This is a genomic window from bacterium (assembly GCA_035307765.1).
Taxonomy (GTDB): domain Bacteria; phylum Sysuimicrobiota; class Sysuimicrobiia; order Sysuimicrobiales; family Segetimicrobiaceae; genus Segetimicrobium.
Genome location: DATGHU010000040.1, coordinates 39,831 through 52,631 on the forward strand (window position 1 = coordinate 39,831; position 12,801 = coordinate 52,631).

Sequence of the window (12,801 nt, forward strand, 5' to 3'; positions counted from 1 at the left end):
CTCCACCCCGACTGACATCGGCCGATCCCGCCCGGAAGGATGCGTGAGGCGCCGACGGCCCCTTTGGGAGCCTTCGCCTCGACATGAGGGCCGCCCAAGCTATGGATCCGGATATCGGACCCACAGCGGCGTTGGCCGCGGGGGAACACAGTCGACTCTGCGCAACTCCGCCATATGAGGCCCCGGAAGAGGCCGGCGGGTCTCTCCTCGCGAATTGGAGCGGCAGAGGACGCCGTGCATTAGCGCGGTCGCCTCTCAATCCAGGTATCGGGGGGGAAACCGATGATTGTCCACTATGAGTTTCAGATTCACCCTGACCACAAGGAGCGAGCCAAAGACGAGCTCCGTAAGTTGAAGACGATTATCGCGAAGCACGGCGGCAGAAACTTCAAGTACTACGCATCGATGACCTCTGGCACGCCAAACAGGCTTTTCATCTACGAGATCGACAAGCTTGCCCACTTCGACTCTCTTAACGATGATCCAGACTTTCGAAATGTGAAACTCGACGCGCTCTACACAGACGCCACCGGCACCACGTGGGCAGAAGTGCCCCTGTGATACGGGTAATGGGTCGCGTCCGGCATCCTTCATGCCGGACGCGCGACATCACGCGCGCGATGACCGCGCCCCATACGGAAAGGCATGCCGGACGGAGCGATGTCCCCTAAAGAACTGCACCTCCGGTGCGGTCAGGGACGACAAGAAATGGATGGCGGCCTACAGCCCGCTTGAAACTTCGACGGGCTAAGGGGAAACCTTAAACAGGTCTTGCAATGCGGGCGGCAGCTGAGGGAGTTGGGTCTGCTGAGTTTGTTGTGGCTGAGCCCCCTGGGCTCGAATGAACTCCGGCATGCCGGCCAGCGCGAATTTGGGATCGTCGAAGGTTCCGCGGATCGAGAACGGCACCCGGGTCCCGGTTGAACCCGCCGCTCCCGGCAGCACTCGGCCCACCATCTCCCCCGCCGACGGCAGTACCCCCATGGCCGGCGCCCCCCCGGCCGGCTTCAGGGCCAATACACCGCTCCCCGTATAATCGAGTGATCTATTGAAGCCAAAGCTGCCCCGGCCGGTACCTTCCAAGCCCTCGCCGGTTAACCGGAGGGCATTGCTATAGACGCGCTGTTGGGCGAACCGAACATCCCCTCCAAAGTAACTGAACCGAGTGTCGCCCGTAGGGACGCCGAGTTGGAAGACCCTCGCGATCTGCGCCAGGTTGTGCTTGAGGTCCAGTCCCGGAAAGGAACCGTCGTGCAGCGCAAAAGTTCCCGCACCCGTCAAGGCCGCCTGCGGGTCTCCTCCCAGCGCGGTCGCAACTGCGAGATCGGCACTCAGTGTTCCCGTGACCTTCTTCGCCCCGGGGGCAACCGAGGTCACCAGGCGTTCCAAGTTGACCCCACGCACCGTCGCGGTTCCGGCGACGGGAAGAGCCCGCGCGGAGTAGTCCAACCCGCCGGTGCCCCGGATGGTGCCGCTGTATGCCGAGAGCGTATACGAGGTCAGCTGAATCCGGTTCGCCCGCACGCGCACCGCACCGTGCGCCTCATTCGCCTCGAGCGGGGGAACTACCAACCCGTGCACGAGGAAGGTTCCGCTGCCCGCCAGCGCTGCTTTAGGGTCTCGGCCCAAGGCGGTCGCAAACGAGAAGTCGGCATCCAGCCTCCCGGCGACCTGCGTTTTCCCAGGGTTGAACACGCGCACAATCTCCGCCAAGTTCACCCCGCGCGCGTGCACCATCCCCTTCGCGGGGAGGTCGGCCGAGGCGTAGTTCAGCGCCGCCCCGCCCCGCACCAAACCGCCGTAGGCGGTGAGCGCGACCGAATCCAGTCGCATAGAGGTTGTGTAGAAGCTCAACACACCCCGCGCCCCGGTCGCCTCGACCGGGGAAGCTACGAGCCTATCCGCCGTCACCTCTACGCGGGCCACCAACCGCGGCCGCACCGGGGGCGCGTTCACATCTGACCTACCTCCGCCGCCACCGGCCAGGACGCGCTCCAATCGATCGACGTCGAGCCGCGGGGTGGCGAGGGCAAATGCGCCGGAGAATGGGACAAAGCTGGCGATCGAAGCTGTCCCCTTCAACCGCATCGTGTCCAGCGATGCTGCAAACGCACCCCGTCCACCGCCGTTCTTCAGCAAGAGTTCGCCGGTTTGGAATTGGACGGGCTTGGTCAGCGTCGAGGTGGCGAGCCGTGCACCCCGAAGGTCGATGGCGACCTGGACCTTCGCCGCCCAATTCGATGAAGTCAGGTCCATGGATCGAACCTTGGCGTTGAGGCCAGTCAATGCGAGATATGGGGGGGCCTGCCCGTGACGCGGATCCACGTTGGCAAGAGCGATCCCAACGTCTCTTCCCGTCACAACCCCGATGTGATTCAGGGCAACCAGAGGAGCGCGCCCTGCGTCCGCAGCGGACTTGGACACTGGTGCGCCTCGCGGGGGCGTCGGGAGGTCGAAGTTTGACCGCCCGACGGGATCGGTCAGGACCTCGGCCCTGACGCCGCTGAGGGTGATATAGGTGACGTCGAGCCGGCGAGAGAGCAAAGCGCGAGCGGCGACGCCGAGATCGATCGATTTCACGAGAATCGCGTTCCCCGAGGGGAATCCCGGGGGGTTCTTCAGGCGGACATTCGCGACACGAAGGTGGATCGTCGGCAGGAGGTAGAGTTTCAGGTCGCCGATTTGGACCTCACGGCCCAGGCTGGTTCGGATAAACTGCTCAAGCAGCGGCCGGTATCGGTAAACCGGAATCAGAAATGGTGTCGCCGCCACGGCCACCACCGCAAATATCAGAACCGTGCCCCCGATGAGCGACCACCGCAGTCTGAGCGAGGATCTAGCCATAGCGCAGGTTGGCCCTCCAACCCTCCTCGTACCCCTTGAGTCTACCATTTAGACCGCACTCTTTTTACACCAACCACTTCCAGAGGTCTGCATGGGCAGCGCGAGTGAATTTGGCCGGGCGCCCGAATCCCCTGCTGCGCTTTGCTCGGCCTCAGCACAGGTTTATTCGCAGTCTACCCGAACCTCTGCCCACGAGCGGCTCGGAGTAACGCGTGGGGTTATGGGGAGGGTCGCGCTCCCGCTTCCTCGTAGGGCTCCCCGCGGTCAAACCAGACCAAGGCCCCCCCGACCGCTGGCCGGGCATTCCGCAACACCTCGGGGCGTTGTGCTCAAGAGGTTAGCTCCAACCAAACGGGGAGTTCGGCCCGGTGCCAAACTCCAGGGTATGGTGGTCCGGGAGGGCGGGCGACCGGCCTGATGCCGGATTCACGCAGGGTGCAGGAGACACCGTCGCACCACGCGGTCGTCACGGGCGAGGACCCACCGAATATCAGTCGATCCCGGGGCCAAGCGTAGGCGTTCGACAGAAGATCAACGTTGACCGAGGAGACCGGCAGTGATCAGGGCGATTCGTAACATTGCGATCATCGCGCACGTCGACCATGGGAAAACGACATTGGTCGACGCCATGCTGTGGCAGAGTGGCGCGTTTCGTGCCAATGAAATCATGGTGGACCGGGTGATGGACTCCAACGAGCTGGAGCGCGAGCGCGGCATCACGATCCTGGCCAAGAACACCGCCATCATCTATGCCGACACCAAAATCAACATCGTGGATACCCCCGGTCACAGCGACTTTGGCGGGGAGGTCGAACGTGCCCTGAAGATGGTGGATGGGGTGATGCTGCTGGTGGACGCGAGCGAAGGACCCCTCCCCCAAACCCGCTACGTGCTGAGCAAGGCCCTGGAGGGCGGCCTGCCGCCAATCGTGGTTATCAACAAAATTGACCGGCCCGATGCGCGCCCGCAACAAGTGTTGAACGAAATCTACGACCTGTTCATCGACCTGGACGCCCAGGAAGGGCAACTCGATTTCCCAGTCCTCTACACCAACGCGAAGCTGGGCACCGCTTCGACCGATCCGGCGCAGGCGGGGAAGGATCTGCGTCCCCTGTTTGAGGCGATCGTCTCCACCATCCCCGCGCCCGGCGGAACGGCCGGGGCCCCGCTACAGGTGTTGGTCGCCAACCTCGACTACAGCGATTACCTCGGCCGCATCGCGATCGCGCGGGTCTTCAACGGCACGCTGAAGACGGGCGAAGACGTGAGCATTGCGAAGATTGATGGCTCGGCGCCCAAAACGCGCATCACCAAACTGTTTTCGTTCAACGGGCTAAAACGGGTAGAGATTACCTCGACCGATCTTGGCGACATCATCGCGGTCGCCGGCGTTGAAGGCATTGCCATCGGCGACACCATTACCGAGGCCGATGTGCCCGCTCCCCTGCCCCGCATTGCGATTGATGAACCGACCATCGCGATGCAGTTCACCGTGAACACTTCGCCTTTTGCCGGCAGAGAGGGGACGTACGTCACCTCACGCAACCTGCGCGAGCGCTTGGAGAAAGAGACGCTGACGAATGTCTCCATGCGGGTGGAGGAAATGGACAGTACCGATTCCTTCAAGGTCATGGGGAGAGGAGAGCTCCAGCTCGCCATCCTCATCGAGATGATGCGGAGAGAGGGATACGAGCTGATGGTCGGCAAGCCGCAAATTGTGACCAAGATGCTCGCCGGCAAGCTGATGGAACCTATTGAGCGGGTGACGATCGACGTGCCCGAGACCTTTGTCGGGGTGGTGGTGGAGAAACTCGGCGCTCGCAAGGGACTGATGACCAACATACACAACCACGGGTTTGGGCGCGCGCGCTTGGAGTTCCGACTTCCCAGTCGCGCCCTCATCGGCTTGCGAGGCGAGTTGCTTACCGACACACGCGGCACCATTGTCATGAATTCGCTTTTCGATGGTTACACCGAGTGGATGGGAGAGATCCCGCGTCGCCCCACGGGTGCGCTCGTCGCCGATCGGCCGGGGGTGACGACGTCCTACGCCCTCTACAATCTACAGGAGCGCGGCGAACTCTTCGCCGGCCCAGGGATCGACGTGTACGAAGGAATGATCATCGGCGAGAACGCACGAGACAATGATCTCGACGTCAACATCGTGCGGGAGAAGAAACTCACCAACATGCGGGCATCCACCGCCGACGACGCCATCCGACTCGTCCCATTCCGGGCCTTGAATCTGGAGCAAGCGATTGAATTTATTGCGGACGATGAGTTTGTGGAGGTCACGCCCAGATCACTGCGTCTGCGGAAGAAAACCCTGCAGTCAAACCGCCGCCCGCGGAAAGGTGCGGTCCCGGCTGCGGGATCACGCCTTTCCGAGCAATGACGGGCTGAAATTCACGTACCCAGGGGGCGCCCCTCCCCCGCCCTCCTGCGGACGCTGGGCGGCCGCGGCCTTCGCCCGCTCGTCTTGCGCCGCTTCAGCAGCTCCACGCGTATCAATTCGGTCCGAAGGCCGCGGCGAGCGCGGGTCGCGACTACGGTGCCGCGTCGCGCACGACCTCGCCCCCCTGCATCACGATGGCGACCTGGTGCAGCGCCGCGATATCGCGGGTGGGGTCTCCCTTGACCGCAAGCAGGTCCGCAACCTTGCCGGAGGCGATCGTGCCGGTCTCGTGGTCTGTCCCCAGCGCGGCCGCCCCGCCGGATGTCGCGGCCGCCAGCGCCGCGCTCGGGCGCATGCCGCACTCCACCATGTACTCGATTTCCTCGGGCAGCGACTCAAATCGGCCGAGCCCGAAGAAGAGATCCGTACCGGCGCCCATCGGGACCCCGGCCGCGAGGGCGATCTGGAAGCTTTCGACGGCGCGTTTCGCACGCACGGGAATCGAGCGGAACATCGGGATGGTCTTGTACTCGTCCCACCGATCCATGATCCGCTTCGAGACGAGCAGCGTTGGGACAAGCGTCATCCCCCGATCAGCCATCTGGCGCGCGGTCCGCTCGTCGAGATCGGACCCGTGCTCCATCGTGTCCACACCCGCCTGCACGGCCATTTGGCTGGACCCAAGGATTGACGCGTGGCACGCGACCCGCCGGCCCAGTCGGTGTGCCTCGTCGACGATGGCGTCAAGTTCGGCCTGCGTGAGCTCCACGACGTTCAAAGGCCCGTTCGTTGTGACCTTGATGCAATCCGCCCCCGCTTTCACCTGCTCGCGGACGGCGCGCCGGCAGTCATCCGGACCGTCCACCTCGCGCGCCATTCCGGGAAGGGCCGGCGGCTCCGACCCGTGGCCGCCGGTCATGCAAAGGATCTGCCCGCACGGCACCACGCGGGAGCCCGGAATGTCACCACGTCCCACCGCATCGCGCGCGGCCGCGGCGACGCCGCCCAGAGTGCCGACGTCGCGAACCGTCGTGATCCCCACGGCTTGTGTGGCGCGGAGGTTGCGGGCTGCCCGGAACGCAATCGTCGCGACACTCGGGGCGAACGTCCGCGGACCCCACCCCAAGTGGACGTGAAGATCGATCAGGCCGGGGAGCAGCGTGCACCCGCTGAGATCAATCGTCCGCGCGTCGGCACCCCCGTCTGCGGACCCATCGCTCGCCACCTCGGTGATACGGTCGCCTTCGACAACGACCGTTCGGCGCTCGGGCGGCCGGCCGGTGCCGTCGAAGACGCTCGCGCCGCGCAGAATCATCCGGGTCATCTCACGCCTCCCGCTCGAACGACTCAAATCTGCAGTCTGGGATCAAAAGCGTCGCGGAGACCGTCGCCGACCAGATTAAATGCCATCACACCCAAGAGCACACACAACCCTGGGAATAGCGACACCCACCAGGCGGTGGCGAGATACTCTCGCCCGTCGGCGATGATGTTCCCCCAACTCGGCTGGGGCGGCTGCACCCCGAGGCCCAGGAAGCTCAAACCCGCCTCCGTCAGGATCGCCAGGCCGACGCGCAGGGTGGCCGAGATCACGATCACGGGCACGACGTTCGGTAGGAGATGGCGCGCGATGATCCGGCCGCTCGACGCGCCGGTCGCCCGGGCGGCCGCGACGAAGTCCCGGCCGCGCAGCGACAGAAACTCCCCCCGCACCAGCCGGGCCGTCGGGGGCCACGCGGTGACCCCGATAATCAAGATGAGACCGGGTACGCTGGGGCCGAACAACGCCAGGAACGCGACCGCGAGGAAGAATATCGGGATCGCCAACACGACATCGGTCAGGCGCATCAGTACGGCATCGGCCAAACCGCCGAAATACCCCGCCGAAGCGCCGACAAGAATGCCGATCACCACGGAGATGAGCATCGAGAGGAGTCCGATCGCCAGCGAGATGCGCGAGGCGACGATGATCCGGCTGAGCACGTCGCGCCCCAGGTTGTCCGTACCGAGCAGGTACGGCCACGCGGGCGCGCGCAGGATCGCCAGGACGTGCGGCACGTCCGGCCGGAACGGCGCGAGGCGCGGCGCGGCGAGCGCGATCGTAAAGAACAACGCCATGATCGCGCAGCCCGCGATCGCCCGCGGGTTGCGAATGAACCGGTGTCGCGCGCCGCGCCGTCCCCGATGTCCGGTGCCGGATCGCCCGGGACCGGCGGTGGGGCGAAAGGACTGTCTAGCCATCGCGGATCCGGGGGTCGAGATAGAAATAGCCGAGGTCGGCGCCGAGGTTGCTCAGCGCCACCAGCACGCCGGCGACGGTCGTCGTGGTCAGCACCGTCGGGTAGTCGCGCGCCAGCGCGGCGTTCACCGCCAGCCGGCCGATGCCGGGTAGGGCGAAAATCGTTTCGACGACCACCGAGCCGCTCAGCAGAAAGGGCAGCAGCAATGCGACGATGGTGAGCATCGGCGTCAGCGAGTTCCGGGCAACGTGCCGGAGGAAGACGGCCTGTTCCGCCAGCCCTTTGCTGCGCGCGACGCGCACGTAGTCCTGGTCGAGTGCGTCGAGCAACGACGATCGAGCATATCGCACGAGCACGGGGAGGATGCTCAGCGCCTGCACGATCGTCGGCATCACGAGGTAGGGGAAGATCACGACAGGGTTGTATCCGGCAACCCCCACGGGGCGGAGCCCGCTCGCCGGCAACGCGCCCAGTTTTCCGGTAAGGACGAAGATCAGCACAAGTGCGAACCAGAACGTCGGGAGCGAAATGCCCAGCAGCGAAAACAGCGTCGCGACGTGGTCGACGCTACTGTAGGGCCGCAGCGCCGAAACGACCGCGATCGGCGACGCCAGCGCGATGGTCAGGGCAAGCGACGTCGCGGTGAGGATGAGGGTCGTCGGCAGAGCGTCGATCACGCGTTGGGTCGTGGGACGCCGGTCGCTGAAGCTCCGAAGCTTTCCGGTCATGAGATCCGCCATCATCGAAACGTACTGCACCGGGAGCGGCCGGTCGAGCCCGAGCTGGTGGCGCAGCTGTGCGACGTCGGTGAACCCGCGCTGCTCCGGTGAGACTAGAAAGTCGACGGGATCCCCCGGCGCCAGCACCAAGAGTGCGAAGGTGATCGCGGTGATCCCAAACAGTAGCGGGATGAGGGTGAGCACCCGCCGTGCGATGTAACCACTCACGCGACCCGCTGGCTCAGCGCGCCGTCCAACGCGGCAGGGATCCGAAGAAATCGCGGAGCGAGTTGACCCCGGTCGGCAAGACGAAGTTCTTGTTGACCCCCCAGATCACATCGGGCCGGATCGTGAGGATGTGTGGTGCGTCCGAAAGCACGAGCTCCTGTATCTGGTTATAGAGCACCTTCTGCGCCGCCCGATCGCGGGTCAGCACGACCTGCTGGAGCAACTGGTCCATCTTCGGATTGTCGTAACCGATGATTTGGGAGGTCGACCCCGTGCCCAAGAAGTTTGCCTCAAGCTCCGCCTGCGGCGGTAAGATCAAGTTAAACCAAGCGATGCCGACCAGCTCGATCGGGGCGCCCGGCGTGAAGTATCGGCTAAAAAAGTCGCCGCGCTCGATCGCCTGCACGTCGATCGCGATGCCGACGGCGCGGAGATACTGCTGGATCAGGAGCGCCTGGTCTTGGTAGTCCTTCCCGGCGAGGAACGCGTACTTGGCTTTGAACGGCTGCCCGCCCTTCTGCACGATCCCGTCCGGCCCCGGCGTCCACCCGGCTTGGGTCAGGAGCTGCTTTGCTTTCGCCGGATCGTACGCGTACCCTTTGAGCTGCTTGTCGTACTGCCAGAGACTTGGGTGAACGGGGCTCTGGCAGACCGTCCCCAGACCTCGGTACAGCGCACTGAGCATCTCCTCGCGATTGATCGCGTACGCCATCGCCTGGCGGACCCGAACGTCCTGGAACATCGGCAGTTTGAGGTTGGGCGCGAACCAATAGAATGTGTCCCCGGGCACCCGCAGCGGCGTGACCCGCGGATCGTTCTGAAACTGCGCATACGCCTCGGGAAGGATGCGACCGGCGTCGATATTGCCGGCATGGAGCTCCGCGAGCACCGTGGCGTCTTCCGGAATCAGCTTGAACACCACGCGCGGCAGGTGCGGGGCGCCCCCCCAATACTCGCGGAACGCCTCGAACGTGATGCTCTCCGACTCGCGCCACTCGACCAGGCGGTAGGGTCCCGCCCCGATCGGCCGTCGGGCAAACGGCGCCTCCTGCAGCCGCGACATGTCAACGTTTGCGAGCGCGTGCGCGGGGAGGATGGCCCCGGTCCCGATCTGTTCGTAGAAGAACGGATACGGACGGTTGAGGATGAACCGCACCACACGCGGGTTGACGACCGTAATCCCCGTCACCGCGGAGGCCTTGCCCGCCTTGTACTCTCGCGCCCCGGCAATCTCCAGGAACGCCGGAGCGGTCGTGGGGTACTTGGGATGCAGATAGAGTTCGTAGCTGAACTTCACATCGCGAGCCGTCACGGGTGACCCATCTTGGAATTTCGCGCCCCGAAGGGTGACAAGATACGTCTTGCCGTCCGGCGAGGCCGGGTACTGCGCGGCGAGCCGTCCGCTGACGTTCCCCTGACCGTCGACGGCCGTCAGGGAATCGTTGATCAAGAGATTGACGTACGAAAATACCGCTTCGCTGCTCCCCAGCATGCGAACCGGAAGGCCCCAGATCGCGATCACGACCTGCGATGGCCCCTGCGCGGCTTCCCCCGGCCGGCTCAAGGCCCCAGCGACACCAGTCGCGATTCCGCCCATACCGATCTTCAACAACGCGCGTCGAGTCAACATATCGAGCCCCCACCACCCAAACCTGCGTCCCGAGTTGGTCCCACGCCGGTCACTGATTCGCTGAGGCACCGACGACTCCTCCGATCGGCGGCGCAGGGGTGGAAGGAGCCGCCAAGGAAGATCCCTCAACGCCTCGCGCGGCGCATGATCTGGCGGAGGTGGAGGGGTGAAGGTATGAAGTTCGGACTGACGCTGCCAAACCGCGGTGTGCTCTTCGGAGCGATCACGCCGGATGAAATGCTCGCCATGAGCGAGATCGCCGACCAGTCGGGACGGTTCGAGCATCTCTGGGTCGGCGACAGCTTTCTCGCCAAGCCGCGGATGGAAAGCATCACGTTGATGGCCGGCCTTGCCGCTCGGACGAAACGCCTGCGGATCGGTCCGGCGTGTATGGCCAGTTTCCCGCTGCGCGATCCGCTCCTGCTGGCGTACCAGTGGGCGAGCCTCGATCTGCTGTCCAACGGGCGCACCATCCTGGTGGCGTGCACCGGCATCGTGCCGCAGGCCGGCGCGGCAGTGGAGGACGCGCAGTACGGGGTCGACAACAAGGCACGCGCCGAACGGTTGGTCGAGTGGATCGTGCTGCTGAAACGTCTGTGGACCGAGGAGAAGGTGACGGTTGAGGGCCGGCACTACCGCGTCCATGGCGTCACGATCGAGCCCCGGCCCGCGGCGAAACCACGGCCCCCGATCTGGATCGCCAACAATTCACTTGCCGCCCGAAGCGTCGTCGAGCGCACCCATAGACGCGTCGCCGAGCATGCCGATGGTTGGATGACCGCGCTTTCGAACCCCGAGGAGGTGTCGTGGCGCCTGCAGGACATCCGGAGCAAGGTCCGGGAGCTCGGGCGGAACCCCGATACGTTCCCCACGTGCCTCTACCACAACATCAACGTCAATGAGGACCGCGGCGCGGCACTGGCGGAATCCAAGAAGTTTCTCGACACCTACTACACCACGGATATGCCTCCGGACCGGGTCGCCAGCTGGACGGCCGCCGGCTCACCGCAAGAGTGCGTGGAGCACCTTCGTGTCTACGAGCGGATAGGGATGGGTTCTATCGGGTTGCGGTGTACGAGCTGGGACCAGCGGGGGCAGCTGCGGCGGGTGATCGAGGAAGTGCTGCCCCACCTGAGCTAACCTCCAACCTCGAAGGAGATGCGTTGGGCATCGGGTGCCACACCGCAGAGGGGGAAACTTCATTGACGGACCATCCGCTAGTCGCGATCGATCACATCCTCATCCCTGTCGCCGATTTGGCCGACGGAGCCCGTCATCTTGAGCAGACCTACGGGCTCCGCGCGCTCCCGGGAGGACGGCATCCGGGCGTCGGCACCGGGAACATGATTGTTCCCCTCGGATCATCCTACCTAGAGCTGATCGCGGTCGTGGAGCCCGCGGAAGCCGGATCCCCAAGCGCTCTTCGCGTGACCAACGCCCTGCGCGACGGGCGGACGTTTGTGACATGGGCGGCACGCACCGATCGCCTCGACGCTCTTCGGGCCCGCCTCCAGGCGGCCGGTGTCGCGCGGGTGGTGCAGAACGGCGCGCGCGCGCGCCCGGACGGCGTGATGTTGCGATGGCGCACACTCTCGCTCGTACCGTTTGGCGAGCCGAGCGTGCTGCCGTTCATCATCGAATGGGGCGTACCGCCAGCTCAGCACCCCGCCGCGGCCACGGTCGAGCATCCGTCAGGTGCGCGCGGGATCCGGCGGCTCCGTCTCGGCGATCCCCACCCAGATGAGGCGACACGCCGATTGGCGTCGCTGCTCGGCGAAGAGATCAGCACCCTCGTGGTGGTGGAACCCGCGGAGACCCCAGGAGTCGTGGCGGTCGAGCTGGACACGCCCGGTCGCGAAGTCGTGATCACATAAACGTGGCGCGGGATCGTCTTGGAGATGCGCGCCCGGGGGGATTCACCCCCCCCGACCCGCTGCTGAGAAGGCCGACTGCATGATCGTTCCCGAGGTGCGTCGAGTGAGGCGCTGACGCTCCCCGACTATTCGCTACTGCTTTGGCCGGCGGATGAGCAGGTGGTGGGCATGGAAATCGGGCCTGTTACCGCAGCAGGTGATGGACGTCGAAGGCCGTCTCCTGTGGTGGTGTCGTGAAGCCACCTTTGATGCCCTGCCGCATTCGCGGCATCAGGGTGCCGTCGCGAAACCGCTCCCAGCTCTCTTTGGAGTCGTGGATCGCGACAATCGTCCAGCCGCCGGCCGACGCACCAGCCGCGTGGAAGATCTGCCCTTTCGGTAGGCTGTCTTTGGTGGGATGCACCGCAGCGATTGACGCTTCGTACTGCTCCTTTGTACCGCCTGGAAAGTGATGCACGATCCCGTACGCCATTCTTATTCTCCTCTCAGGATGGTTCCGCCTCACACCCGATGCTGCTCGTGCTTGCGCGGTACGGTAGTCACGTTCCGTAAGTTACGCGCTGACTTTCCCGATTCCTCCGGGAATTCGCCGCTCACTTCGCCCGTCGATGAGCAAAGGCAGAGCAAAACGCCGGCCAAGTCGGCCCCGGGGCTCGAACCGCTCGAAAATCCGTTCGGCCCGAAAGTGTTACCCATGTCTTAGGTACGAAGTGTCACCTATGTCTCCGGGTTGGACCCTGCTTGCTTTGGCGCGCCCGGAGGGATTCGAACCCCCGACCCGCTGCTTAGAAGGCAGCTGCTCTCTCCCCTGAGCTACGGGCGCGCTTTACAAAGCATACACCTGGGTGGACCTGTACTTCCTTCCGTCTGA

Annotated in this window: 10 protein-coding genes and 1 tRNA gene; 4 read left to right on the forward strand and 7 right to left on the reverse strand. The window is 64.7% G+C overall.

The genetic code is table 11. The annotated features are described in order from the left end of the window. The first annotated feature begins 282 nt into the window (after positions 1 to 282). Positions 283 to 561 (forward strand): hypothetical protein, encoded by a 279-nt coding sequence (locus VKV57_13475; protein ID HLW60915.1) that lies wholly within the window; start codon positions 283 to 285, stop codon positions 559 to 561. Between the two features lie 186 nt (positions 562 to 747). Here VKV57_13475 and VKV57_13480 read toward each other — a convergent pair whose 3' ends face one another. After that, positions 748 to 2,844: an AsmA family protein gene (locus VKV57_13480; protein ID HLW60916.1), complete on the reverse strand. Its 2,097-nt coding sequence runs from the start codon at positions 2,842 to 2,844 to the stop codon at positions 748 to 750. Between the two features lie 556 nt (positions 2,845 to 3,400). Here VKV57_13480 and typA point away from each other — a divergent pair. After that, the gene (gene typA / locus VKV57_13485) at positions 3,401 to 5,239 is read left to right on the forward strand and encodes a translational GTPase TypA (protein HLW60917.1); all 1,839 of its coding nucleotides are present in this window, start codon (positions 3,401 to 3,403) and stop codon (positions 5,237 to 5,239) included. A gap of 151 nt (positions 5,240 to 5,390) precedes the next feature. Here typA and VKV57_13490 read toward each other — a convergent pair whose 3' ends face one another. From VKV57_13490 to VKV57_13505, 4 genes are read right to left on the reverse strand one after another with little or no spacing between them, the layout of a single operon-like run. Next, entirely contained in the window at positions 5,391 to 6,563 is a 1,173-nt protein-coding gene (locus VKV57_13490) for an amidohydrolase family protein (protein HLW60918.1), read from the reverse strand. A 23-nt stretch (positions 6,564 to 6,586) separates the two neighbouring features. Next, complete coding sequence (locus VKV57_13495; protein HLW60919.1) at positions 6,587 to 7,480, reverse strand: ABC transporter permease; 894 nt, start codon at positions 7,478 to 7,480, stop codon at positions 6,587 to 6,589. After that, a complete protein-coding gene (locus VKV57_13500) occupies positions 7,473 to 8,426 on the reverse strand; it encodes an ABC transporter permease (protein ID HLW60920.1) in 954 nt (317 codons plus the stop codon). Before VKV57_13500 ends, VKV57_13495 begins: the two co-directional genes overlap by 8 nt. 13 nt (positions 8,427 to 8,439) lie before the next feature. Continuing rightward, entirely contained in the window at positions 8,440 to 10,125 is a 1,686-nt protein-coding gene (locus VKV57_13505) for an ABC transporter substrate-binding protein (GenBank protein ID HLW60921.1), read from the reverse strand. A 105-nt stretch (positions 10,126 to 10,230) separates the two neighbouring features. On the opposite strand from VKV57_13505, the gene VKV57_13510 reads away from it, so the two are divergent. Together VKV57_13510 and VKV57_13515 are read left to right on the forward strand one after the other, a co-directional pair. Continuing rightward, positions 10,231 to 11,196: an LLM class flavin-dependent oxidoreductase gene (locus VKV57_13510; protein HLW60922.1), complete on the forward strand. Its 966-nt coding sequence runs from the start codon at positions 10,231 to 10,233 to the stop codon at positions 11,194 to 11,196. Between the two features lie 62 nt (positions 11,197 to 11,258). Then, complete coding sequence (locus VKV57_13515) at positions 11,259 to 11,930, forward strand: VOC family protein (GenBank protein ID HLW60923.1); 672 nt, start codon at positions 11,259 to 11,261, stop codon at positions 11,928 to 11,930. 184 nt (positions 11,931 to 12,114) lie between these two features. Here the strand turns inward: VKV57_13515 and VKV57_13520 are convergent, their stop codons facing one another. Both VKV57_13520 and VKV57_13525 read right to left on the reverse strand, forming a co-directional pair. After that, on the reverse strand, positions 12,115 to 12,402 hold the full coding sequence (locus VKV57_13520) for a hypothetical protein (protein ID HLW60924.1): 288 nt from the start codon (positions 12,400 to 12,402) through the stop codon (positions 12,115 to 12,117). Positions 12,403 to 12,677: 275 nt separating this feature from the next. After that, positions 12,678 to 12,753, reverse strand: a tRNA-Arg gene (locus VKV57_13525). Positions 12,754 to 12,801 lie beyond the last annotated feature (48 nt).